Origin of the sequence: Burkholderia sp. AU33803 (assembly GCF_002223095.1) — a bacterium.
Taxonomy (GTDB): Bacteria; Pseudomonadota; Gammaproteobacteria; order Burkholderiales; family Burkholderiaceae; genus Burkholderia.
The window spans coordinates 287,899-309,982 of record NZ_NKFJ01000007.1 but is presented as its reverse complement, the minus strand read 5'-3'; the positions used below and the strand labels follow the sequence as shown (position 1 = coordinate 309,982).

The window sequence follows — 22,084 nt, the reverse complement described above, 5'->3', positions numbered from 1 at the left end:
CGCGACGGCCGTTCATCCACCCCTCCCCCGTTTCCCCCGCTTGCGCTCAAAAATTGAGCGGTCTAGACTGCATCGCAGTTTCATCGAAGTCCCTGTCTTTCGCGCACCGCGCCGGGCGATCCGGCGCACCGCTCCCCACCGGACGCCGGCGTTCGCCCGCCGCGTCGAGACCTACAAGGACGCACCATGAACCGCTCTGCAAAGCTCCTCGTTACCGCGCTCGCGTTCGCGCCGCTCGCGTCGTTCGCGCAGGACACGTCGACGATCCGCTGGGGCATCGACCCCACGTATCCGCCGTTCGAGGCGAAGCAGCCCGACGGCTCGCTCGCCGGCTTCGACATCGACCTGCGCAATGCGATCTGCGAGCAACTGCATGCGAAGTGCGTGTGGGTCGAGCAGGGCTTCGACGGGATGATCCCGGCGCTGCGCGCGCGCAAGTTCGACGTGATCATGTCCGCGATGACGGCTACCGACGAGCGGCTCAAGCAGATCGACTTCTCGAACAAGCTGTATGCATCGCCGGGTGCGCTCGTCGCGCCGGTCGGCTCGACGCTGCTGCCGACCGCCGCGTCGCTCGCGGGCAAGCGCGTCGGGATCGACCAGGGCACGACGCAGGAGGCGTACGCGAAGGCCGAATGGGCGACCAAGGGCGTGACGATCGTCTCGTACCAGAACCAGGACCAGGTGTATCAGGATCTCGTCAACGGCCGCCTCGACGCGACCTTCCAGGACAAGACGCAGGCCGGCTACTCGTTCCTGAAAACGCCGCGCGGCAAGGGCTACGCGTTCGCGGGCCCCGACGTGACCGACGTGCGGATCACCGGCTACGGCGTCGCGATGGGCGTGCGCAAGGGCGATGAGGCGATGAAGAAGCGGCTGAACGACGCGATCGTCGCGATCCGCGCGAACGGCACGTACCAGAAGATCGCCGCGAAATATTTCGACTTCGACATCTACGGCGCGAAGCAGCAACTGACTTCCGCACCGTGAATCAGTGATTCCGTGATTCATTCCATCGACAGGCACACCATGACGAGTATCCAGGACCGCGTCGCGCAAGCCGTGACACCCGAACTGATCGCCGCGTTCCGCGAGGAAGGCGCGGTCTGCATCAAGGGCATCTTCTCGCCCGACGAAGTCGCCGCGCTGCGCGCCGGCATCGACGCGAATCTCGCGCACCCGAGCGAGCGCGCAAAAGTCGCGAGCCGGCCCGACGATCCAGGCTGGTTCTTCGAGGATTTCTGCAACTGGCAGCACAACGACGCGTATCGCGACTTCATCGTGCGCTCGCCGGCGCCGTCGGTCGCCGCCGCGCTGATGGGCACCGAGCACGTGCGGCTGCATCACGACCACCTGCTCGTGAAGGAGCCCGGCACGCGGCAGCGCACGCCATGGCACCAGGACCAGCCGTACTACAACATCGAAGGCGACGACAACGTCAGCATGTGGATTCCGGTCGATCCGGTGCCGCTCGAATCGACGCTGGAATTCGTCGCGGGCTCGCATCTCGGGCCGTGGCTGATGCCGCGCACGTTCATGGACAAGGAAGCGAAGTGGTTCCCGGAAGGCAGCCTGGCTGACCTGCCGGACATCGAGGGCGACCGCGCGGCGTTTCCGATCCGCCGCTGGGCGCTCGAGCCCGGCGACATGGTGTGTTTCCGGATGCTCACGCTGCACGCGTCGGGTGGTACGCAGAACCGTCGGCGCGCGTTCTCGATCCGCTTCGTCGGCGACGATATCCGCCACGCGCCGCGCCGCTGGAAGACGTCGCCCGATTTCCCCGGGCTCGCCGAGCAGCTGCCCGACGGCGCGCCGCTCGATCACCCGCTGTTTCCGGTCGTGTGGTCGCGTGACGCGGGGCAGGCCCGCGCGATCTGACGTGGGCCGCTGTACATGACGAACGCGGCGGCCGTTTCCTGACGAAACGGCCGCCGCGTGCTTTTGTCCATGGGGAAAGGGATCAGGTCGGGTGGCGTCCGGCGCCTGGCTTGAAACGCGAGCCGAGCCGGTAGCGGTTGCCCGGATGCAGGAAGTGCACGAACGTGACGGGCTGCCCGTTCGTCCAGGTGCGGCGCGTGAGCGTGAGGCACGGCTCGTCGGCGCGCATGTCGAGCAGCCGCGCCTGTTCGCCGGTCGGCAGCGACGCATCGACGACGTGTTCGATCTCCAGTTCGTCGTGCGACACGTTGTTGAACAGGTACTCGGACGGCGGCTCGACCTGGAAATCCTGGTCGATGAACCCGGGCGCGGCGGCCGGGTTCACGTAGCGATCCTCGAGCTGGATCGGGCGGCCGTTTTCCTCGTGCACGCACACCACATGAAACACCGGCGTGTTGACCGGCAGGCCGAACGCGGCCGCGACGTCGAACGACGCGGGCTCGCTCGACTGGCTCAGCACGCGGCAACGATATTCGTGCCCGCGCGCGCGGATTTCGTCGCGGATGTGCGCGATCATCAGCAGGTTCGACTGCGGCTTCATTTCGGCGACGAACGTGCCGACGCCCGCGATGCGCTTCAGCACGCCTTCCTCGGTCAGCTCGCGCAGCGCGCGGTTGACCGTCATGCGTGCGACGCCGAACCGGGCGGCGAGATCGAGCTCGGACGGGATGCGATCCCCGGGGCGCCAGTCGCCCGCTTCGACGTTCTGGCGAACGAGCGTCTTGATCTGCTGGAACGGTGCGGTGGCCTTCGTGACCATCGGGGATCCTTGCGCGAAAAGGTGACGATGCTAGTCGTCGTGACTGACGATGACCAGGATCTCCGCCTGCGCGGTGCCGAGGCTGCGCGTGCGGTGCGGGATGAGTGCGTTGAAATAGACTGAATCGCCGGTCTTGAGTTGCACCGTCTCGTTCGGAAATTCGATTTCGACGCGACCCTTGTGCACGAACAGGAATTCCTCGCCTTCGTGCTCGCGGAACGTCGACGCGACGAATTCATGCGGCGGATGCACGACGAACGGCAGCATCTTCTTCGGCGCGACGCCGGCCGCGATGCTTTCGAAGCGGTGGGCCTGGCTGTCGGCTGCCGCGCCCATCGCCGTGCGCTCGCCGGCGCGCGTGACCGTGATCAGCTCGCGGTTGTGGCTTTCCGAGAACAATTGCTCGACGTCGACATTCAGTGCCTTCGACAGCTTCAGCGCGACCGCGATCGACGGCACGCTCAGGCCGCGCTCGACTTTCGACAGGTAGCTCTTGGTGAGGCCCGTCTCGTCGGCCAGCACGTCGAGCGTCCAGCCCTTCTGTTTTCTGAGCAGCTTCAGGCGAATCGTCATGGGGCGCCAGGTGTCCTTCGAAAAACCGATTGTAGCGCATGACACAACGTGTCCTATGGTGTATCGTGTGTCATATTTTGCCGGGGAAGCGGCCGCGGACGGCGCGACCGACCCGATCCATTCAGGAGGTGAACATGGCGGAAACGTTGAATCTGACGAAGGAGGCGCTGGTCGCGCTGGCGGAGCGGCGTCTGGACAACGCGGTGGGCGACAGCGGCTGGTCCGCGCGGCAGAAGCTCGCGCTCACTTGCCGCATCTTGTTCGACGCCGGTCACGACTCGGGCCTCGCCGGGCAGATCACCTGCCGCGCGGGCGAGGCCGGCACGTACTACACGCAGCGGCTCGGACTCGGTTTCGACGAGATCTCGGCGGCGAACCTGCTGCGGGTCAACGAGGATCTCGACGTCGTCGACGGCGAAGGCATTCCGAATCCGGCCAACCGGTTCCATACGTGGATCTACCGCGAGCGCCCGGACGTGAACTGCATCATCCATACGCATCCGGCGCACGTCGCGGCGCTGTCGATGCTCGAGCAGCCGCTCGTCGTGTCGCACATGGATACTTGCCCGCTGTACGACGATTGCGCGTTCCTGAAGGACTGGCCCGGCGTGCCGGTCGGCAACGAGGAGGGCGAGATCATCTCGAAGGCGCTCGGCAGCAAGCGCGCGATCCTGCTGTCGCATCACGGCCAGCTCGTGGTCGGCAAGACGATCGAGGAAGCGTGCATCCTCGCGCTGCTGATCGAGCGGGCCGCGAAGCTGCAGCTGCTCGCGATGGCGGCCGGTGAAATCAAGCCGGTGCCGCCGGCGCTGGCGCGCGAAGCGCACGACTGGATCTCGAAGCCGAAGCGCGATGCGGTGACGTTCGACTACTACGCGCGCCGGGCATTGCGGACGCATCAGGACTGTGTCGCATGAGCGGGCGATTCGTCGTTCTTGTCCCAGATCATCATTGAGGAATACGTATCGTGTCCATCTTGCTGAAAGGCATCATTGCCTATCCGGTTACGCCGTTCTCCGCTGACGGCGGCGTCGACCTGAAAACACTCGAAGCGCTGATTGAACGGCTGATTGCCGACGGCGTCCACGCGATCGCCCCGCTGGGCAGCACCGGCGAAAGCGCGTACCTGTCCGACGCCGAATGGGAGGCGGTCGCCACCGCGTCGATTCGCGCGGTGCGCCGGCGCGTGCCGACCGTCGTCGGCATCTCCGATCTCACCACGGCGGGCGCAGTGCGCCGCGCGCGCTTCGCGGAACAGGCCGGTGCCGATGCGGTGATGGTGCTGCCGGTGTCGTACTGGAAGCTCGCCAACGACGAGATCGTCGCGCACTATCGCGCGATCGGCGCTGCCATCGGCATTCCGATCATGCTGTACAACAACCCCGCGACGAGCGGCGTCGACATGTCGCCCGACCTGATCGCGACGATCTGCCGGACCGTCGACAACGTGACGATGGTGAAGGAGAGCACCGGCGACATCGGACGGATGCACCGGCTCGCGCAGCTGAGCGACGGCGCGATTCCGTTCTACAACGGCAGCAATCCGATGGCGCTTGCCGCGCTTGCGGCGGGCGCGGCCGGATGGTGCACGGCCGCGCCGAACCTGAATGCGGCGTTGCCGCTGGCGCTGTTCGACGCGATGCACGCGGGCGACCTGGCGCGCGCGAGGACGGTCTTTCATGCGCAGCTGCCGCTGCTGCAGTTCATCGTCAACGGCGGATTGCCGGTGACCGTGAAGGCCGGGTTGCGCCTGCGCGGCTTCGATGCCGGCGAACCGAGAAAGCCGCTGATGCCGCTCGGCGACGCGCGCACGCGCGAACTCGAACGCCTGCTCGCGGCGCTGCCCGACGGTGTGACGACATGAGCGATACGGAACGGCCGCGGATCTCGGCCGCCATCGGCGCGGTGCGGGTCGGCAAGCGCCGGCCGCTGGCCGGCACGCCGCACGCCAGCGCGATCGACAAGCAGCCCGTCGACGCGCGTCTGTGGCTGGGTACGCTCGGCTTCGCCGGCGACGAGCAGGCCGATGCACGGCATCACGGCGGCCCTGACAAGGCGGTGCACCACTATGCACACGATCACTATGCGTGGTGGTCGGCGCAGATCGGCGCGCGCGACGTGCTCGCGCAACCGGGCGCATTCGGCGAGAACCTGTCGACGCATGGCGTGACCGAGCGCGACGTGTGTCTCGGCGATGTATTCACGCTGGGCGGCGCCGTGCTTCAGGTGTCGCAGTCGCGGCAGCCGTGCTGGAAGCTGAACGCGCGCTTCGATCATCCGCGGATGGCCGCGCTCGTGCAGCAAAGCGGCCGGACCGGCTGGTACTACCGTGTGCTGCAGGAAGGCTGGGTGGAATCGGGCGACGTGCTGACGCTGCATGAGCGCCGCTACCCGCAATGGCCGCTGGCAACGGTGCTCGACGTGCTGTACCGGCGCACGCTCGACATGGCCGCGCTCGATGCGCTGTGTGACGTGCCGAACCTGCCGCCTGCCTGGCGCACGATGCTCGAAAGGCGCCGGACGGAGCGGCAAGTCGAAGACTGGACAAAGCGGCTAGAAGGGCGATGATGTGCCGCGTGCCGCGTGCCGCGTGCCGCGTGCCGCGTGCCGCGTGCCTCAGTGGCTCGGCAGTTCCCGCACGTCGGCCGTCGGCACCGAGCCGAACGCGTCGCTCAGCGCATAGCCGATCAGCTGACGCGCGGCCGCCTCGGGCGTCGCGAGCGCACCGCTCGACTTCAGCTGGTCGAATTTCTCGCGCATCGGGAAGTTGTCCTCGCTGGTCGAGCGGATCGTCGCCTGCATGCCCGTATCGACGACGCCCGGCGCGACGCTGCAGATCCGCAGCGCGCGGTTCGCGTCGAGCGCGACTGCGCGCGCATGGTGATCGAGTGCGGCCTTGGTCGCACAATAGACGCTCCAGCCCGCGTATGCGTTGCGCGCCGCGCCGCTCGACACGTGCAGGATCCGGCATTCGGTCGTGGCCGATGCCGCTTGCGCGAGCGCGGCGGACAGCATCAGCGGCGCCGCGACGTTCACGCCAACCGCGCGTGCGACGATCGCCGGATCTTGTGCAGCGAGCGGGCCGATCGGGTCGACGATGCCCGCGTTGTTGAACAGCAGCACGATCGACGCGCCGTCGACGAAGCGGCGCAGCGTGTCGCCGGCCAGCCAGGCGGCGACGGCCGCCGGGTCCGACAGGTCGAGTTCGATTTCGGCGAAGCGGTCGCCGGCTTGCGACGCGAGCGACGGATGGCGGCTGCGCGACACGCCGAGCACGCCGACGCCTTCCAGCAGCAGTTGTTCGGCGAGCGACGCGCCGAGGCCGCGCGTGTGTCCGGTGACGATGGCACGTACGTGAGGTGCGGAGGAGGATGCGGTCATGGCGATGAACGGGGCGAAGGGGTGAACGGATGAGTGGCGTCGACGAGCGGTGCGCATGCGTGGCGGCATGGCGTGCGTGACGGGCGATGCGTGGTATTGCGTGCGAAGGCGGTCGCCCGGCGCCGCGGGCGTCAGGGTGACGCATATCGTAGCGCTCGCCTGCGCGGCGTGCAAACGCGGAATCCCCGGTGCCATGCGTATCCCTCGCCGCGCGGCACCCGCTCGCCGATACGTTGGACGAAACCCTGCTGCGGCAAGTGCGCGCGCCGGCACGCCGCGCGGCGCCGGGCCACGCGACGCGAGCTATCATATGGCTCGCCCGTGCGCGATGCCGGACGGGCCGCGATCGTTTCCCTTCACCTGCTTCACGCTGCGACGCCACCATGAACACCACGCCGGATACGCCCACGCCACGCGCCCTTCGCGAACTCACACCCCTCGAGGCCCGCATTCTCGGTGTGCTCGTCGAGAAACAGCACACGGTGCCGGACACCTATCCGCTGTCGCTGAACGCGCTGACCGCGGGCTGCAACCAGAAAACCGCGCGCTCGCCGGTGATGAACGTCAGCGAGGATGAGGTCACGACCGCGCTCGACGGACTGAAGCACCTGAGCATCGTGATGGAAGGCAGCAGTAGCCGCGTGCCGCGTTTCGAGCACAACATGAACCGCGTGCTCGGCATTCCGAGCCAGGCGATCGCGCTGCTGACGATCCTGCTGCTGCGCGGCCCGCAGACGGCCGCCGAACTGCGCCTGAACAGCGCGCGCCTGCACGGTTTCGCGGACATCTCGTCGGTCGAGGCGTTCCTCGACGAACTCGCGGCGCGTGCGCAGCCGCTCGTCGTCCGGCTACCGCGTGCGCCGGGCGCGCGCGAGAACCGCTGGATGCACCTGATGTGCGGCGAAGTGAACCTGGCCGACTTCGCGAGCGCGGAGGCCGGCGGCGCGGATTCCGTGCCGCCTTCCGAATTCGAAGCGCTGAAGGCGGAACAGAAGCGCCTCGCGGATGAAGTGGCGCGGCTGAATGCGCTGGTTCTGCGGATGGCCGGCGAACTGGGCATCGACGTCGACGCGCAAGGCGCGTCCTGACATCAGCGGCTGCGGTGCGTATGCATCGCCCGGCCCCGTCGCCACACGGCCGGGCCGGTGCGCGATGCGGGCACCGCCACGCACCGCCGCGTTACTTCAGCTTGACGCCTGGCACGAGATAACGCGAACCGCCCGGTTTCAGGATCGGTGCCAGCGCCGCAAATGGCGTATCGAGTTGCGGCCCGAGACAGGCACCTGCCGCGTGGCCAATCCCGGATACGACGAATGACAGCTTGCCGGGGGCATTGAATTCGAACGCCAGATACTGCGGGAACACATCAGCACACGCCATCGAATCGCCGTCGCCGTCCGTCGGGTGAGCGCTGGATTCGGCCTTGTCACGCAGCCGGGTAATGAAACTCACCAGCGCGGGGCTCGTACCCGAGTCGCCGTCTTTGCTCACCGTCGTTGCGTCGATCACGCGATTCCAGTCGAGATACGTACCGCGCAACAGGTCGAACGTGACCGGATCGTAGTGATTGTTCGGATGGGCGCCGCCGCAGTACGTACTACCCGATTCCACGATGCCGAGTGCCGCAGGTGACAGCCACGTGACCCTCACCTGTTCGTCGTCGAAGCCGCCGAGCGAACCGGCGGCCGGCCCGTCGTCGGAATAGCGGGTCGACGCGCATTCGAGCGCGGCGAGATTCATCTGCCAGTGCTGTTGCTCGAGCAGGCGGTTGACCCGTGCCATGACCGTCGGATCGGGATGACGGCTCAGACGCGGATACATGAGCTTCGTGCGCGGGTCGCTCCACATCCGGTACGCAACGGTGCCGTCGCCGATCTCGGGGCCGGCCGGCTGCGCGTGCCCGGCAAGCTTCAGCGTGGCATAAGGCGCCTGCCGCATGTCGATGACCACGCCGCTTGCGATACCGCTGCCGACGCCGCCGGCGATGCTGTTGGTGACGGCTTCGACGGGGCCGGGCGCAACCGCGTCGGGATCGTATTCCGCAACGCGCCGCAGCGTGAAGTTGCGCGTCTTGCCGGAGCGCGCATCGATCCAGCGGCCGCGATAGCCGGCCTTGTCCCGCGTGCCCTGCCAGGTGGCCGCGGCATGATCGAAATTGGCCTGCTCGCGGAATCCCAATGGCGTGCGCGCGTCGTCCGGCAACTGAGTTCGCACGAGCGGCTCGGTCAATTCCGCGGGCGTGCCGTGCAACGGAATGTCGATGCCGTGCTGCGCATAGAAGTAGCGGCCCGAGATTGAACCATCCGCAGCCGGGCGATCGTCGAGTTCCATCACGATGGCGCCGGCGCCTTGCAGCGTTCCTTCATAGACCGTGCGCGGCGCGGCATCGACACAGCCCGCGCGCAGCGCGATCATCACCAGCACGATCCGGATCAGCGGGCGCATCACCAGCGGCACCCGGTTTGTTCGGACGCGTCGACGTCCAGTACCCTGCCGAACGCGGTCTGCTTGCCGGTGCGCGCGCTGGTATAGGTCATCGAATAGATCATTGCGCCCTGCGACATCATCTCGTACCGTCCGTTGATCCTGCCGTCGACCATCTCGACCCAGGTCGTCGTGAACTGGTGCGGGCGCCCCTCGGCGAGCACTTCCTCGTCCACGTGCTCGACCACCAGCGGCAGCGCCGGTTTCGCTTTCGCATAGCGGACCATGCCGCCCGACCAGTCGACGGCGTCGTCGTAGTAGGTGCGCATCTCGAAGCGCACGGGTTTGTCGCCGTCCGACTTGAAGCAGTACACCTCGGTGGAGACCTTGGCGAACGCGGGCAGCGACGCGCAGAGCAGCAGGGCGGCAAGGATTTTTTTCATGATGAGCCGGTGAAGAATGAAGTGCGGCATCAACCTAGCACGATCCGCGTCGCGCCTGCATCGACGAGCCGGAACAGCAGATCCTCGACGGCCGTCTCGGGCGCGGAGCCGAGATCCGCATTGACGCGCCACCCCTGTTCCGTGCGAACCGGTTCCGACAGGTAGTGAGCGATGCCGTGCAGGCCGTCTTCGGCCGGCGTGTTCTCGTCGTCGACATCGAACCACGCGAAGAACCACGCTTTGAACGCCTCGACGGCCGCGCTTTCGTCGAGACCGCCGGCCTCGATCGCGGCCCAGTCCCACACGAACGGGCGGATCGACACGGCCGCTGTTTCGAGGTCGAATTCCAACGGCTCGAACGCCAGCTGCGTGGCGGAATCGACCATCGCCGGCTGGCCCGCCGATTTGCCTTCGGTCGCGATGAGGTCGGCCCGGCACGGCAACGCGAGCGCCCCTTCGGTGGCGAGCGTGCCGTCGGCCCGCCGGTAGGCCGGTTCGACGATCACGGCCGGTTGCGCCGCCGCTTTCGCGAGCAGGTCGGCATACGGTTGGCGGATGGCGTGGAGCAGTTCGGAGACGGTCATCGTGGCGTAGCGGTTGGGCAGGGAGCGATCGTTGCAGACAGCCAGTGTGCGGCGCGGCCGGCATCGCACGACGTGGCCTGCGGTACCGGACAGACTTGATCGTACGGCACTTCGGCAACACGCGGACAGTCGGCCAAATGGCCTGCGCAACCCGCATCGCGCGCAACCGATTTAGACGTTTACCTTCAAACAATCGAAATCGCCCGTCGAGCGCGCGCGCGTTGTGCTTCAATTCATCCGGTTTGTAGTCCTACTAAAAATTAAAGGTTCAGAACAGGCCGGATTACTCATTCACAGGAGACAGTCGATGGCTCGGAAACCGTTTTGAAGCGGCACACGCGATGGTCTGCAACACCGCCGAACTTCCTTCGATTAAAGCAGGTTATCCCAGGGGCCCCCACCATGTCCTCGAGACGTTTCATGATGGCCGCGGCAGCGATGTCCGCCACGTTGGCCATTACCGCGCCGGCAGCCAGCGCCGCCGCGCCGACCCTATCCGACCCGTTCTACACGTACACCGGCACCACGCCGTTGGCATCGATTCCACCGGGCACGGTGCTCAAGACGCGCAACGTGACCTATCACGTGGCCGGCATCCCCACCGCGCTGACCGCGCAGCAGTTGCTGTATCGCACCCTTAACGCGCTGAACCAGCCGGTCGTCAATGTGACGTCCGTGATCCGGAGCCCGGTCAGCAACGGCCAGGCCATCTCGTACCAGTCGGCCTACGATTCGCTGAATCCGTACGACGAGCCGTCGCAGGTGATCGCCGGCGATCGTGACGTGACCAAGGTCATCAACATCGGCACGCTGCTCTACAGCGCGGAATCGATTCCGCTGTCGACGCTGCTGCTGCTCGGCTACAACGTCATCGTGCCCGACACGGAAGGCCAGACGGCCGACTTCGCCGTCGGCCCCGAATACGGGATGACGACGCTCGATTCGATCCGCGCGGCGCTCAATACGCCGTCCACGGGCTTGAACCCGTCGAGCAAGGTCGCGATGATCGGCTATTCCGGCGGCGCGATCGCGACGAACTGGGCCGCGCAGCTCGCGCCGAGCTATGCGCCCGAGATCAACAAGCAGCTCGTCGGCGCGGCGGAAGGCGGCGTGCTGGTCGACCCCGCGCACAACCTGCGCTACGTCGACGGCAGCATCGTGTGGGGCGGCGTGGCCGCGGCCGCGCTGGCCGGGCTGTCGCGCGGCTACGGCTTCGACCTGACGCCCTATCTCAGCGATACCGGCGTCGCCGTGTTCAAGGACATCCAGAGCCAGTCGCTCGCCTACATCCTGCCGAAGTACACGGGGCTGCGCTGGGGCACGCTGTTCAAGCCGCAATACGCGAACGACATCAACAGCATTCCCGTATACGTGACCTATGCGAACAAGGTGAATGCGGGGCTGGCCGCCTCGCCGACGATCCCGATGTTCATCGGCCAGGGCACGGCGGGTGCGCTGGACGGCACGTTCAGCAGCCAGGTGGGCGATGGCGTGATGATGGCGTACGACGTGCGCGCGCTGGCGCAGAAGTTCTGTGCCAACGGCACGCCGGTCACGTACAACGAGTATCCGCTCGAACATGCGGGCGCGATCGTGCCGTGGGTGGCCGGCATGCTGCCGTGGCTCTACGACCGCTTCAACGGGAAAGCCGCGCCGAGCAACTGCTGGCTGACGTCGCTGCTGCCGAGCAATTCGCTGGCGCCCGAGACGCTGCACTAGCCGCCACGCCGCGGGTGATGCGGCACATGGCCGGGCGACCCTCCGCGGGTCGCCTTTTTCTTTTTGGCTTTTGATCTGCGTCGCGCTGCGGCAAGGCCGCCGCGTCGGTCCCCCCGCCGCGACCCGTCACCGTCCCGTCCGGGTGCCATAATCGAGCCTGCTCATCATTACAGACGTCCCCCGGAGAATCACCATGCAGAACCTCGACAATCCTTCCCACGATCGCGAGGTAGGCAGCGCCGACGCGACGCAGGACACCACGCGCATCGACGACGTCCGCATCGGCGCCGTGCGCCCGCTGATTTCGCCGGCGCTGCTGCTGGACGAACTGCCGGTGCCGGCCGCCACGCAGACGCTCGTCGAGGATACGCGCCGCGCGATCGGCGACATCCTGCACGGCCGCGACGACCGGCTGCTGCTCGTCGTCGGCCCGTGCTCGATCCACGATCACGATCAGGCGCTCGATTACGCGCGCCGCCTGAAGATCGCCGCCGATGCGCTGAAGGACGACCTGCTGATCACGATGCGCGTGTACTTCGAGAAGCCGCGCACGACGGTCGGCTGGAAGGGCTACATCAACGATCCGCGCCTCGACGGCAGCTTCCGCATCAACGAAGGGCTGCGCGCCGCGCGGCAACTGCTGCTCGACATCAACGCGCTGGGCCTGCCGGCGTCGACCGAATTCCTCGACCTGCTGAGCCCGCAGTACATCGCCGACCTGATCGCGTGGGGCGCGATCGGCGCGCGCACGACCGAGAGCCAGAGCCATCGCCAGCTCGCGTCGGGCCTGAGCTGCCCGATCGGCTTCAAGAACGGCACCGACGGCGGCGTGCAGGTTGCGTCCGACGCGATCGTCGCCGCGGCCGCGAGCCATGCGTTCATGGGGATGACGAAGATGGGGATGGCCGCGATCTTCGAGACGCGCGGCAACGATGACGCGCACGTGATCCTGCGCGGCGGCAAGAACGGCCCGAACTACGACGCCGAGCATGTCGAGGCGAGCTGCGCGGTGCTGCGCAAGGCCGGGTTGCGCGAGCAGGTGATGGTCGATTGCTCGCACGCGAACTCGAACAAGTCGCACGAGCGGCAGATCGAGGTCGCGCAGGATCTCGCGCGGCAGTTGTCGCAGGGCGAGCAGCGGATCGTCGGCGTGATGGTCGAGAGCCATCTCGAGGCCGGGCGCCAGGACCTGAAGCCGGGCGTGCCGCTGAAGTACGGCGTGTCGATCACGGATGCGTGCCTGAGCTGGACGCAGACGGAGCCGGTGCTCGACGTGTTGGCGGAGGCGGTGCGGCAACGGCGCGCGCAGTCGCGCAGCGCGTGACGAGGGCGATGTACGCGATTCGCTGCGGTGTCCGTAATGTCGCGATGGCAAGAGACGCGTGACAGCGGCTGCGTCATCACGTCCGATGCAGCGTTTCGCGAGTGGCGCTAACATGGGCCGGTGTGATGCGTCGTACAAAGGCCTTCCCGTTTCACGCGACGCATGCACGGAGGCGGCTTGGCCGGCCGCCGACACCGACAACAATTCACCGGAGTGCATAACAGCATGGCTTTCTACAAGACCCTCATCGCAGCAACCGTCCTCGCCTCGAGCGTCAGCGCGCACGCGCAGATCGCGGGTGCGCAGCCGATCAGCGTGACCGTCGAGCAATCGCAGGCGCTGCTCGAAGGCTGGAGCGTGAAGAAGAGCGTGCTCGGCAAGGCCGTCTACAACGACGAGAACCAGAAGGTCGGCACCGTGCGCGACCTGATCGTCGCGCCGGACGGCTCGGTATCGGCGGCGATCGTGTCGGCCGGCGGCTTCCTCGGCGTGGCCGCGCACGACGTCGCGGTGCCGATCGCGTCGCTCGACGTGCGCAACGGCAACATCTACCTGCCGGGCGCGACGAAGGATGCGCTGAAGGCGACGCCCGCGTTCCAGTACGCGAAGGTGCCGTCGCCGCCGAAGCCGAAGAAGCTCGACGACAAGCACTGAGCAAACATTGATTTGCTCGGCCCTGCGTGCAACGCGCCGGGCCTGGCCCGACCGGCCGCACGCCCGAGAGGCTCGCGCGTCGGTCCGGACACTCAGGCCGCGGGCGTTTGCTCGCCCAGCCAGTTTCCGCTGAACCCGAACACGACCGGCCCGCTTAACAGCACGCTACCGGCGCCATCCCAACGCACCGTCACGTCGCCGCCGTCGCATTCGACCCGCACGGTCTCGTCGAGCAGCCCGCGCCGGATGCCATTGACGACCGCCCCGCACGAACACGATCCCGAACCGAGCGGCACGCCGCCGCCGCGCTCCCAGATGCGCAGGCGAATATGCGTGCGATCGATGACCTGAACGAAATGCACGTTGGTTTTCTGCGGAAACAGCGGATGCGTCTCGATGGCCGGGCCGAGCGCCGCGACATCGATCGTGCCGAGATCGTCGACGAAGAAGGTGCAGTGCGGATTGCCCATGTTGCACGCGGCCGGCGCGCCGGGCAGCGGCAGCGCGAGGGTGTCGAGTGCCTCGGCGAGCGGCACGTCCCGCCAGCCGGTGAGCGGCCTGCCCATCTCGACGGTGATCAGGCCGTTCGCCTCCGTCGAGCACACGAGATACCCGCGGGGAGTCCGCAGCACGAGCGACGACAGGCCGGTTTCCCGCATCAGTTGCCACGCGACGCCGCGCGTCGCGCTGCCGCAGGTGTCGAGCGGCGAGCCGTCCGCGTTCCAGAACGCGACGCGGGCCGCCGCGTCGTCGCAGTCCGACACGACCGCGAGCTGGTTGAATCCGATGCCGCGCTTGCGATCGCCCATGCGCCGCGCGAGGTTGCCATCGATCGCGTATGCGTGATCCTGGCCGCGCAGGTCGACGATGGCGAAGTCGTCGCCATTCGCGTTCATCTTCTGAAATCCGATCGGCATGACAGTTCCGGAAGGGAGGCAGGCGAACACTGTACGTGGCTCGCCGTTCGCGATCAATCGCCGCACGATGCCGTGCTCGCGCCGCGCATCTACGTAATTCTACGTAGCCCCACATACGTAGTTATCCGCTTGTAAGCCGCCCCGGTCGCGCGGAATACTACGGCCCATCGCCGCGATCTCTGCGAGGCTGCGGCACGACGCATCGACGTCACGCGGGTTCGGCCCCTCGCCGCATCCACTCAAAAACACATTGGAGACCAGGAGACGCCATGAATCGGGCTTCCAGTACCCTGCTCTGGATCGCGGTCGCGCTGCTCGGCGCGTTCGCGTTCGGCACGATCGCACTCGCACACGGCGAGCGCGTCAGTGCCCTCTGGATCGTGATCGCCGCAGTCTGCGTGTATCTGATCGCGTATCGCTTCTACAGCCGTTTCATCGCCAGCAAGGTCATGCAGCTCGACGGGCTGCGGATGACGCCGGCCGTCAAGTACAACGACGGCCTCGACTACGTGCCGACCAACAAGTACGTGCTGTTCGGCCATCACTTCGCCGCGATCGCCGGCGCCGGCCCGCTCGTCGGGCCCGTGCTCGCCGCGCAGATGGGCTACACGCCCGGCATGCTGTGGATCCTGGCCGGCGTCGTGTTCGCCGGCGCGGTGCAGGACTTCATCGTGCTGTTCATCTCGACGCGCCGCGACGGCCGCTCGCTCGGCGATCTCGTCAAGATGGAGCTCGGCACGGTGCCCGGCGTGATCGCGCTGTTCGGCGCGTTCCTGATCATGGTGATCATCCTCGCGGTGCTCGCGCTGATCGTCGTGAAGGCGCTGACGAATTCGCCGTGGGGCACGTTCACCGTCGCCGCGACGATCCCGATCGCGCTGTTCATGGGCGTCTACACGCGCTACATCCGTCCGGGCCGCATCGGCGAAGTGTCGATCATCGGCTTCGTGCTGCTGATGGCATCGATCGCGTTCGGCCAGCACGTGCACGATTCGCCGACGCTCGCCGCATGGTTCACGTTCACGGGCACGCAGCTCACGTGGATCCTGATCGGCTACGGCTTCGTCGCGTCGGTGCTGCCGGTGTGGCTGCTGCTCGCGCCGCGCGACTACCTGTCCACCTTCCTGAAGATCGGCACGATCCTCGGCCTCGCGATCGGCATCCTGGTCGTCGCGCCGGAACTGAAGATGCCCGCGCTGACGAAGTTCGTCGACGGCACGGGCCCGGTGTGGTCGGGCAACCTGTTCCCGTTCCTGTTCATCACGATCGCGTGCGGTGCCGTGTCGGGCTTCCATGCGCTGATCTCGTCGGGCACGACGCCGAAGCTGATCGACAACGAAACCAACGCGCGCTTCATCGGCTACGGCGCGATGCTGATGGAATCGTTCGTCGCGATCATGGCGCTGGTCGCCGCCTGCGTGATCGAGCCGGGCATCTACTTCGCGATGAACGCGCCGGCCGCCGTGCTCGGCTCGACGCCGGAAGCGGTGGCCAACACCGTCACGCAATGGGGCTTCGTGCTGACGCCCGACATGCTGACGCAGACCGCGAAGGCCGTCGGCGAAACGACGATCATCGCGCGGGCGGGCGGCGCGCCGACGCTGGCCGTCGGCATGGCGCACATCCTGCACCAGGTGATCGGCGGCGAAGCGATGATGGCGTTCTGGTATCACTTCGCGATCCTGTTCGAGGCGCTGTTCATCCTGACGGCCGTCGACGCCGGCACGCGCGCGGGCCGCTTCATGCTGCAGGACCTGCTCGGCACGTTCCACCCGGCGCTCAAGCGCACCGAGTCGCTGCCCGCGAACCTGGTCGCCACCGCGCTGTGCGTGGCCGCGTGGGGCTACTTCCTGTACCAGGGCGTGGTGGATCCGCTCGGCGGCATCAACACGCTGTGGCCGCTGTTCGGCATCTCGAACCAGATGCTCGCCGCGATCGCGCTGGTGCTCGGCACCGTCGTGCTGTTCAAGATGAAGCGCGAGCGCTATGCGTGGGTGACGATCGTGCCGACCGTGTGGCTGCTGATCTGCACGCTGACCGCCGGCTGGCAGAAGATTTTCGACGCGAACCCGAAGGTCAGCTTCCTCGCGCACGCCGCGAAGCTGCAGGCCGCGGTGGACGAAGGCAAGGTGCTCGCGCCGGCGAAGTCGATCGCGCAGATGAAGCGGATCATCTTCAACGACTACATCGATGCAGCGCTGGCCGGGCTGTTCATCTTCGTCGTCGTGGCGATCGCGGTGTACGGCGTGATCGCCGTGCTGCGCGCGCGCCGCGAGTCGAAGCCGACGGTGCGCGAGACGCCGTACGAAGCGATGCCGGCCGCGCAGGCGCTCGGCAGCGGACGTTAAGGGGAGGCCGCGATGTTCAGCGATCTTGGCAGCGACCTGCGCAGCGCGGGGCGTTACCTCGGGCAGGCGTTGCGGCTGATGGTCGGCCTGCCCGACTACGACACCTACGTCGCGCACATGCGCGCGACCCATCCGGACCGCGAGCCGATGACGTATGAGGAATTCTTCCGCGAGCGTCAGAACGCGCGGTACGGGTCAGGCGCGGGGAAGTGCTGCTGAACCGGGCTGCCCAGGCCGTTCGGTCATCGAAAGGGAAGCGCCGCGATGCATGTCGCGGCGCTTTTTTCTTTGGCGGGCCGGCGGCGTGCTTCGCCGTTTGCCTGAACGCAGCACGGCAAATTCCGCCGGCCGGTATCATAGGGTTTCCTCTTTTCCCGATGGACCCGCAGGAGAACACGTCGTGCATGTCGGTGAGCGTTTCAACAGCATTTCCCATCTCGTCGGCGCGGTGCTGTCGGTGGTCGGCCTCGTCGCGCTCGTGACGATGGGCGCGCTCGAAGGCGATCCATACAAGGTGGTGAGCTTCAGCGTGTATGGCGCGATGCTGATCCTGCTCTATGCGATCTCGACGCTGTATCACAGCGTGCGCAATCCGCGCCTGAAAGCGATCCTGCAGAAGTGCGACCACTCGGCGATCTACCTGCTGATCGCCGGCAGCTATACGCCGTTCACGCTGGTCACGCTGCGCGGCCCGTGGGGCTGGTCGCTGTTCGGCGTGAGCTGGGGGCTGGCCGTGTTCGGGATCGTGCAGGAGCTGACGCTCGGGCGGCGCACGCGCCTGCTGTCGATGATCCTGTACGTGGCGATGGGCTGGCTCGCGCTCGTCGCGGTGCGTCCGCTGATCCACGCGCTGCCGCCGGTCGGTACCGCGTGGCTCGTGGCCGGTGGGTTGATCTACAGCGCGGGCATCTACTTCTTCATCAACGACGAGCGCATTCGCCACGGGCACGGCATCTGGCATCTATTCGTGCTGGCCGGGAGCCTGTGCCAGTTCGTCAGTGTCGCGATGTATGTCGCGTGAGCGGCAGGCGGCGTTGAGACAATGACGGCGCGCAGCGCCGCCGCGCGTGCACCTGCCGGAGCATGCGTTACCGGCGCGTGGCGGCCCGCAGCTGCGCGGCCGGTTCGCCGGATGCCGGTGTCGGCCTCGCCGTGATCCACCACGTCGCGGCGGCGAGCGCCGACAATCCGGTCGCGATGCCGAGCGCCACCCGCATCGCCGCCGGAAACGGCTGCAACGTCGCGATGCACGCACCGAAAATCGCCACCCCGAGCGCCGATCCACTTTGCCGCGCCGCGTTCAGCGCGGCCGCCGCCACGCCGGCGCGGCGCCGGTCGACCGTCCCGAGCGCCGGCGACGTCGCAGCCGGCGAGATGAATCCCGATGCGAAGCCGATCGCGAGCATCGGCGCGATGGCGAGCCACGCGGGTGTCGTCGCGCCGATGCCCGTCATGCCGAGCGCGCCGGCCGCATAGAGCCCAAACGCCGCGCACATCGTGCCGCGCGCGCCAAAGCGTGCAACCAGCTTGCCCGAACCCAGCCCGCCGAGCGCGACCATCGCGGTCATCGGCAGGAACGCGAGCCCCGTATCGAGCGGGCTCGCGCCGCGGACCTGCCGATAGAACAGGCTGAACACGAACAGCAGGCCGTAGAACACGAACGCCGACGCCATCGACACGAACGTCGAGCCGGCGAACAGCCGGTCGCAGAAGAACGCGAGCGGCAGCATCGGTTCGCGGCGCTGCGCTTCGATCACGATGAACGCGCTCCACGCGACGACGCTCGTCACCGCACCGCCGATGATCGGGCCCGAGCGCCAGCCGAGCGACGGGCCTTCGATCAACGTGCCGATCAGGGCCGCGATCGCAACGATGGCCGCGGCCTGGCCGCCCCAGTCGAAATGCCGCGAGGCGTCGACGACGGCGGCGCGCACGACAGAGCGGCCGAGCCAGATGCCGGCCAGCCCGAGCGGCAGGTTCACGAAGAAGAGGCTGCGCCACCCGAACAGATGGATCAGCAGGCCGCCGATCAGCGGGCCCGACGCCATCGCGATGCCGCCGCAGCCCATCCACAGGCTGATCGCCGACGCGCGCGCGGCCGGTTCGGGGAACGCGCGGTTGAGTAGCGCGAGCGAGCAGGGCACTAGCATCGCGCTGCCGACGCCTTGCAGCACGCGGGCGATCGCGAGCGCCGGGAGCGTCGGCGCGATGCCGCACAGTGCCGACGCGGCGACGAAGACCGCGAGTCCGGCGATATAGACGTCGCGATCGCCGAGCCGGTCGCCGAGCGTGCCGCCTGTCATCAGCAGGCTCGCGAACGCGAGCGTATACGCGTTCACGATCCACTGCAGGCCGGCCACGCGGCTGCCGAATGTCTGGGCGATGTCGGTGAGCGCGACGTTGACGATGGACGCGTCGAGCAGCACGAGCGTGTAGCTCACGCAGGTCGCGGCGAGCACGCGGCGCGCGACGACCCGATCCAGTGCGGCGGCCGTCATGCGCGTTCGGGCGACGGTGTGGCGGCCCGCAGCGCATTGAACCCGACCCATCCCCAGTACACGCGATGATGCGCGATCAGCCCGTCGCGCAGATCCATCACCTCGACGAGATCGACCTGGTCGCCGTCCGGCGTGGCGCGCGGATATTCCCACGTGAGCTGGCGGCCGTTCGAGAAGAACAGCCCGGTACGGTACCAGCGCCCGAGCTTGTTGCCCGGGTTGCGGAGGCCCGCTTCGAAGAATGCGCCGATCGCGGCCTTGCCGTGCAGCACGCCGGAGCCGTGATCGGGCAGCGTGACGACGATCAGCGGGGTTTCGAGCACCGCGTCGTCGGCATACAGCGCCATCAGCGCATCGATGTCGCGCGCGACGACGGCCGCGTGCCAGCCTTCATAAATGTGCCGGGCATCGGCGTCGGTCTGTGACATGGCGGGTTCCCTGAAGCATCGGTAACGGAACCCACTGTATGGCCGCGCCGCCGCGGGACGTTTCACGTCGACCCGAAACGTGGATGTCGCCGCGCCGCAGGCGGCCGCGTGACGGCCGTTATCCGGCCAGCGCGTCGAGATTCAGCTGATACGACTTCCCGATCCACACCGCGCAATCGCGATGGTCGCGCAGTTCGTCGTTCGTATTCGGATGCAGGAAGATATCGAGCGCGCCGTGGTTCAGGACGAGCCACGGCACGATCTCGTCGAAGCGCGCGGCGTCGAATGCGATCTGGTACGACCAGGCCGGATGCGGGCCGACGAGGCGTTCGTGAAAGCGGCCGAGTTCGATGACCGCGCCGAACCGTTCGTCGACGACCTGGCGAAACGCCCAGGCCGCGTCGCGGCTGGCCGCATCGAAATAGACGTGGGCGTGCCAACTGTGGATGGCGGTGATGTCGAGGGCAGCCATGGAAGGACTCGATGAAAAGGGGAATGCATGAGGTGCCGTGCGAAACGGCCGATGCGTGATTATCGCGCGTCCTTGCCGTGCGCGTCGTGTCGCGATCCGGCAATCCGGACGCGATGACTTGTCCTGAATCACGAAAAACGTTCGCTTCGATTGGGCCGGCGATTGCGGTATCCGCACGCGCGATATCACGCCGGAAGCCTTGTCGGCGGGTGCGCCGGTGGTGATCGCATCGGCAACATGTCATTTCCGAAATTGAAAAAGCGCGGCGTGCGCTGCTTCGGATCGTCTGAACAAACGCGATCAGGGCGTTGAATGAAATAAAGAAATGCCTGTTTGGCGGGATTCGCGCATGACGCGGTTTGCGCACCGGGTGTCGACACCGAAAATATCAATTGCGGAATCGGCTATTCATACGGAATGCGGCGCGTCATACGATGGTTTCAACGCATCGTCGATCATGATCGATGCGGGGACAACCATCTGGAGGCCACTATGCGATCCCTCGTTCCCGTTGCGGTACTTTCCTGCGCACTCGTTGCGCTGCCCGCTGTCAGTTTCGCTCAGTCTGCCGTGACCGACGGCGCATCGAATGCGTCGCTGTCGAGCTGGTCGGCGGCGCGTGCCGAAACCGACGCGCAACTGCTGCAGATGACGCGCGCCGGTTATCGCGCAACGTCGGCCGGCAACCAGAACTATCCGCTCGCGATGCAGCGCGCGCTCGAACGTATCCACAACGCGGTGCCGGACCGGTCGCGCGAAGCGCGTGCCGAGATGGAAGCGCGCGCCGCGCGCGACGTGCAGGGCGGCCATCCGGTCAGGGCGTTCTTCGTGAAGACCGCGTACTACCTGAAGGGCGAGAACACGTTCTGATGCAGGAGACGAACATGGCTTGCCCGATCCGATTTGCCGGCGGCGTGCGCGCGTCGGCGCCGCGCCGGCCGCTGGACGAGCGAGCGACGCCACGGCGCGACGATGGGCACGGCGCGCGGCGTCGTGCGAAGCATCTGCGCGATGCACACCGCGACGCCATTGCGTGCCGCCTCGCATGGCCCGCCTTCGACGCGAGCGATGCGCCCGCCGACGGGAGCCCATCATGAAAGGCACCCGGAAGCACCGTCGCCACGTGCCGCTGACCCGCGAGTGGCTGCTGCCGCTGCCGCCCGTGCATGCGCGCGACATTTCGCTGAAATGCCACATGGCGCTCGTCGCGCTGCGTAGCGGGCATGGCAGCGAGGCGCTGCTGATGCGCTTGCGCACGAGCGTCTACCTGGTGTTCCTGGCGCTCGACGATGCGGTATGCGCGGACGCGGACATCGACCTGTGCGTCGATGCGGAACGTGCGCTCGACGCGGGTGTGGCGCGCGCGGTGCAAAGCGGCGCATGGGCGCTGCATGACGACGAATGCGCGGTACTCGAGCATGTGCTCACGGCGCACGACACGTGCGTCACGACGCTCACGCGGCATCGGCTGGCCGAGCTGTGGGAGCACGTCTGCGCGTTCGCATCGAGCGGCCAGCCGGCGCTCGTCGCGGGCGCGGCGCAGAAGATGCGCGTGCATGCGGCCGAATCGCTGGCCGCGTAGCGTCGCACCGGTTTCGCAGGGAGGATGGAGGAGACAGGG

At 67.2% G+C, this 22,084-nt stretch carries 25 protein-coding genes; 15 read left to right on the top strand and 10 right to left on the bottom strand.

The genetic code is table 11. The features are described from left to right. Positions 1-186 precede the first annotated feature (186 nt). Both CFB41_RS31030 and CFB41_RS31025 read left to right on the top strand, forming a co-directional pair. Positions 187-990, top strand: coding sequence for an ABC transporter substrate-binding protein (locus CFB41_RS31030; RefSeq protein ID WP_089459222.1), 804 nt, complete (start codon positions 187-189; stop codon positions 988-990). Between the two features lie 39 nt (positions 991-1,029). Further along, on the top strand, positions 1,030-1,878 hold the full coding sequence (locus tag CFB41_RS31025) for a phytanoyl-CoA dioxygenase family protein (RefSeq protein ID WP_089459221.1): 849 nt from the start codon (positions 1,030-1,032) through the stop codon (positions 1,876-1,878). An 82-nt stretch (positions 1,879-1,960) separates the two neighbouring features. On the opposite strand, the gene hutC is transcribed toward CFB41_RS31025, so the two are convergent. Both hutC and CFB41_RS31015 read right to left on the bottom strand, forming a co-directional pair. Continuing rightward, on the bottom strand, positions 1,961-2,698 hold the full coding sequence (gene hutC, locus CFB41_RS31020; protein ID WP_089459220.1) for a histidine utilization repressor: 738 nt from the start codon (positions 2,696-2,698) through the stop codon (positions 1,961-1,963). Between the two features lie 30 nt (positions 2,699-2,728). Next, positions 2,729-3,271 (bottom strand): helix-turn-helix domain-containing protein, encoded by a 543-nt coding sequence (locus tag CFB41_RS31015; RefSeq protein WP_011353691.1) that lies wholly within the window; start codon positions 3,269-3,271, stop codon positions 2,729-2,731. A gap of 134 nt (positions 3,272-3,405) precedes the next feature. Here CFB41_RS31015 and CFB41_RS31010 point away from each other — a divergent pair, with 134 nt between their 5' ends. From CFB41_RS31010 to CFB41_RS31000, 3 genes are read left to right on the top strand one after another with little or no spacing between them, the layout of a single operon-like run. After that, positions 3,406-4,188: an aldolase gene (locus tag CFB41_RS31010; RefSeq protein WP_046548761.1), complete on the top strand. Its 783-nt coding sequence runs from the start codon at positions 3,406-3,408 to the stop codon at positions 4,186-4,188. Between the two features lie 50 nt (positions 4,189-4,238). Then, positions 4,239-5,135 (top strand): dihydrodipicolinate synthase family protein, encoded by an 897-nt coding sequence (locus CFB41_RS31005; RefSeq protein ID WP_089459219.1) that lies wholly within the window; start codon positions 4,239-4,241, stop codon positions 5,133-5,135. Next, on the top strand, positions 5,132-5,839 hold the full coding sequence (locus tag CFB41_RS31000) for an MOSC domain-containing protein (protein WP_089459218.1): 708 nt from the start codon (positions 5,132-5,134) through the stop codon (positions 5,837-5,839). The genes CFB41_RS31005 and CFB41_RS31000 overlap by 4 nt, the downstream gene beginning before the upstream one ends. 48 nt (positions 5,840-5,887) lie before the next feature. On the opposite strand, the gene CFB41_RS30995 is transcribed toward CFB41_RS31000, so the two are convergent. Then, entirely contained in the window at positions 5,888-6,652 is a 765-nt protein-coding gene (locus CFB41_RS30995; protein ID WP_089459217.1) for an SDR family oxidoreductase, read from the bottom strand. Positions 6,653-7,035: 383 nt separating this feature from the next. Between CFB41_RS30995 and CFB41_RS30990 the strand changes: the two genes are divergently transcribed. Beyond that, positions 7,036-7,740, top strand: a complete 705-nt coding sequence (locus CFB41_RS30990; RefSeq protein ID WP_089459216.1) for a YceH family protein — start codon at positions 7,036-7,038, stop codon at positions 7,738-7,740. A 91-nt stretch (positions 7,741-7,831) separates the two neighbouring features. Here the strand turns inward: CFB41_RS30990 and CFB41_RS30985 are convergent, their stop codons facing one another. Genes CFB41_RS30985 through CFB41_RS30975 form a run of 3 tightly spaced genes read right to left on the bottom strand, consistent with a single transcriptional unit; the run spans position 7,832 to position 10,103 of the window. Further along, positions 7,832-9,097 carry a hypothetical protein gene (locus CFB41_RS30985; protein ID WP_089459297.1) on the bottom strand — a complete coding sequence of 422 codons (1,266 nt, stop codon included), beginning with the start codon at positions 9,095-9,097 and terminating at the stop codon, positions 7,832-7,834. Beyond that, a complete protein-coding gene (locus tag CFB41_RS30980; protein WP_089459298.1) occupies positions 9,097-9,519 on the bottom strand; it encodes a hypothetical protein in 423 nt (140 codons plus the stop codon). The genes CFB41_RS30985 and CFB41_RS30980 overlap by 1 nt, the downstream gene beginning before the upstream one ends. Positions 9,520-9,548: 29 nt before the next feature. Continuing rightward, positions 9,549-10,103: a hypothetical protein gene (locus CFB41_RS30975; RefSeq protein WP_089459215.1), complete on the bottom strand. Its 555-nt coding sequence runs from the start codon at positions 10,101-10,103 to the stop codon at positions 9,549-9,551. Positions 10,104-10,505: 402 nt separating this feature from the next. Here CFB41_RS30975 and CFB41_RS30970 point away from each other — a divergent pair, with 402 nt between their 5' ends. The 3 genes from CFB41_RS30970 to CFB41_RS30960 all read left to right on the top strand — a co-directional run bounded on the left by CFB41_RS30970 (position 10,506) and on the right by CFB41_RS30960 (position 13,800). After that, entirely contained in the window at positions 10,506-11,822 is a 1,317-nt protein-coding gene (locus CFB41_RS30970) for a lipase family protein (RefSeq protein ID WP_089459214.1), read from the top strand. 193 nt (positions 11,823-12,015) lie between these two features. After that, complete coding sequence (locus CFB41_RS30965; RefSeq protein ID WP_089441386.1) at positions 12,016-13,146, top strand: 3-deoxy-7-phosphoheptulonate synthase; 1,131 nt, start codon at positions 12,016-12,018, stop codon at positions 13,144-13,146. A gap of 225 nt (positions 13,147-13,371) precedes the next feature. Beyond that, positions 13,372-13,800 carry a PRC-barrel domain-containing protein gene (locus CFB41_RS30960; RefSeq protein WP_046548755.1) on the top strand — a complete coding sequence of 143 codons (429 nt, stop codon included), beginning with the start codon at positions 13,372-13,374 and terminating at the stop codon, positions 13,798-13,800. A gap of 92 nt (positions 13,801-13,892) precedes the next feature. Here the strand turns inward: CFB41_RS30960 and dapF are convergent, their stop codons facing one another. Further along, a complete protein-coding gene (dapF, locus tag CFB41_RS30955) occupies positions 13,893-14,717 on the bottom strand; it encodes a diaminopimelate epimerase (protein WP_089459213.1) in 825 nt (274 codons plus the stop codon). Positions 14,718-14,986: 269 nt separating this feature from the next. Here dapF and CFB41_RS30950 point away from each other — a divergent pair, with 269 nt between their 5' ends. From CFB41_RS30950 to CFB41_RS30940, 3 genes are all read left to right on the top strand, one after another. Continuing rightward, positions 14,987-17,065, top strand: a complete 2,079-nt coding sequence (locus tag CFB41_RS30950) for a carbon starvation CstA family protein (protein ID WP_089428804.1) — start codon at positions 14,987-14,989, stop codon at positions 17,063-17,065. 12 nt (positions 17,066-17,077) lie between these two features. Continuing rightward, positions 17,078-17,284, top strand: coding sequence for a YbdD/YjiX family protein (locus CFB41_RS30945; protein WP_011353713.1), 207 nt, complete (start codon positions 17,078-17,080; stop codon positions 17,282-17,284). Between the two features lie 181 nt (positions 17,285-17,465). After that, positions 17,466-18,086, top strand: coding sequence for a hemolysin III family protein (locus CFB41_RS30940; protein WP_039349524.1), 621 nt, complete (start codon positions 17,466-17,468; stop codon positions 18,084-18,086). Between the two features lie 67 nt (positions 18,087-18,153). Here CFB41_RS30940 and CFB41_RS30935 read toward each other — a convergent pair whose 3' ends face one another. The 3 genes from CFB41_RS30935 to CFB41_RS30925 form a co-directional block, all read right to left on the bottom strand. Continuing rightward, positions 18,154-19,563, bottom strand: coding sequence for an MFS transporter (locus CFB41_RS30935; RefSeq protein ID WP_089459212.1), 1,410 nt, complete (start codon positions 19,561-19,563; stop codon positions 18,154-18,156). Next, positions 19,560-19,991, bottom strand: a complete 432-nt coding sequence (locus tag CFB41_RS30930; protein ID WP_089459211.1) for a nuclear transport factor 2 family protein — start codon at positions 19,989-19,991, stop codon at positions 19,560-19,562. The genes CFB41_RS30935 and CFB41_RS30930 overlap by 4 nt, the downstream gene beginning before the upstream one ends. A gap of 118 nt (positions 19,992-20,109) precedes the next feature. Then, the gene (locus CFB41_RS30925) at positions 20,110-20,463 is read right to left on the bottom strand and encodes a DOPA 4,5-dioxygenase family protein (protein WP_089459210.1); all 354 of its coding nucleotides are present in this window, start codon (positions 20,461-20,463) and stop codon (positions 20,110-20,112) included. A 492-nt stretch (positions 20,464-20,955) separates the two neighbouring features. Between CFB41_RS30925 and CFB41_RS30920 the strand changes: the two genes are divergently transcribed. The 3 genes from CFB41_RS30920 to CFB41_RS30910 are packed head-to-tail and all read left to right on the top strand — an operon-like array spanning position 20,956 to position 22,045. Next, on the top strand, positions 20,956-21,333 hold the full coding sequence (locus CFB41_RS30920; protein ID WP_089459209.1) for a hypothetical protein: 378 nt from the start codon (positions 20,956-20,958) through the stop codon (positions 21,331-21,333). Further along, the gene (locus tag CFB41_RS30915) at positions 21,333-21,560 is read left to right on the top strand and encodes a hypothetical protein (RefSeq protein ID WP_144029977.1); all 228 of its coding nucleotides are present in this window, start codon (positions 21,333-21,335) and stop codon (positions 21,558-21,560) included. Before CFB41_RS30920 ends, CFB41_RS30915 begins: the two co-directional genes overlap by 1 nt. Next, a complete protein-coding gene (locus CFB41_RS30910; protein WP_089459208.1) occupies positions 21,557-22,045 on the top strand; it encodes a hypothetical protein in 489 nt (162 codons plus the stop codon). Before CFB41_RS30915 ends, CFB41_RS30910 begins: the two co-directional genes overlap by 4 nt. The last annotated feature ends 39 nt before the right edge of the window (positions 22,046-22,084 follow it).

Bases quoted from the DNA above. Each gene is read 5' to 3' on its own strand.
- CFB41_RS31030 (WP_089459222.1), top strand. From the start codon at position 187: ATGAACCGCTCTGCAAAGCTCCTCGTTACCGCGCTCGCGTTCGCGCCG.
- CFB41_RS31025 (WP_089459221.1), top strand. From the start codon at position 1,030: ATGACGAGTATCCAGGACCGCGTCGCGCAAGCCGTGACACCCGAACTG.
- hutC (WP_089459220.1), bottom strand. From the start codon at position 2,698: ATGGTCACGAAGGCCACCGCACCGTTCCAGCAGATCAAGACGCTCGTT.
- CFB41_RS31015 (WP_011353691.1), bottom strand. From the start codon at position 3,271: ATGACGATTCGCCTGAAGCTGCTCAGAAAACAGAAGGGCTGGACGCTC.
- CFB41_RS31010 (WP_046548761.1), top strand. From the start codon at position 3,406: ATGGCGGAAACGTTGAATCTGACGAAGGAGGCGCTGGTCGCGCTGGCG.
- CFB41_RS31000 (WP_089459218.1), top strand. From the start codon at position 5,132: ATGAGCGATACGGAACGGCCGCGGATCTCGGCCGCCATCGGCGCGGTG.
- CFB41_RS30995 (WP_089459217.1), bottom strand. From the start codon at position 6,652: ATGACCGCATCCTCCTCCGCACCTCACGTACGTGCCATCGTCACCGGA.
- CFB41_RS30990 (WP_089459216.1), top strand. From the start codon at position 7,036: ATGAACACCACGCCGGATACGCCCACGCCACGCGCCCTTCGCGAACTC.
- CFB41_RS30985 (WP_089459297.1), bottom strand. From the start codon at position 9,097: ATGCGCCCGCTGATCCGGATCGTGCTGGTGATGATCGCGCTGCGCGCG.
- CFB41_RS30980 (WP_089459298.1), bottom strand. From the start codon at position 9,519: ATGAAAAAAATCCTTGCCGCCCTGCTGCTCTGCGCGTCGCTGCCCGCG.
- CFB41_RS30975 (WP_089459215.1), bottom strand. From the start codon at position 10,103: ATGACCGTCTCCGAACTGCTCCACGCCATCCGCCAACCGTATGCCGAC.
- CFB41_RS30970 (WP_089459214.1), top strand. From the start codon at position 10,506: ATGTCCTCGAGACGTTTCATGATGGCCGCGGCAGCGATGTCCGCCACG.
- CFB41_RS30965 (WP_089441386.1), top strand. From the start codon at position 12,016: ATGCAGAACCTCGACAATCCTTCCCACGATCGCGAGGTAGGCAGCGCC.
- CFB41_RS30960 (WP_046548755.1), top strand. From the start codon at position 13,372: ATGGCTTTCTACAAGACCCTCATCGCAGCAACCGTCCTCGCCTCGAGC.
- dapF (WP_089459213.1), bottom strand. From the start codon at position 14,717: ATGCCGATCGGATTTCAGAAGATGAACGCGAATGGCGACGACTTCGCC.
- CFB41_RS30950 (WP_089428804.1), top strand. From the start codon at position 14,987: ATGAATCGGGCTTCCAGTACCCTGCTCTGGATCGCGGTCGCGCTGCTC.
- CFB41_RS30945 (WP_011353713.1), top strand. From the start codon at position 17,078: ATGTTCAGCGATCTTGGCAGCGACCTGCGCAGCGCGGGGCGTTACCTC.
- CFB41_RS30935 (WP_089459212.1), bottom strand. From the start codon at position 19,563: ATGACGGCCGCCGCACTGGATCGGGTCGTCGCGCGCCGCGTGCTCGCC.
- CFB41_RS30930 (WP_089459211.1), bottom strand. From the start codon at position 19,991: ATGTCACAGACCGACGCCGATGCCCGGCACATTTATGAAGGCTGGCAC.
- CFB41_RS30925 (WP_089459210.1), bottom strand. From the start codon at position 20,463: ATGGCTGCCCTCGACATCACCGCCATCCACAGTTGGCACGCCCACGTC.
- CFB41_RS30920 (WP_089459209.1), top strand. From the start codon at position 20,956: ATGCGATCCCTCGTTCCCGTTGCGGTACTTTCCTGCGCACTCGTTGCG.
- CFB41_RS30915 (WP_144029977.1), top strand. From the start codon at position 21,333: ATGCAGGAGACGAACATGGCTTGCCCGATCCGATTTGCCGGCGGCGTG.
- CFB41_RS30910 (WP_089459208.1), top strand. From the start codon at position 21,557: ATGAAAGGCACCCGGAAGCACCGTCGCCACGTGCCGCTGACCCGCGAG.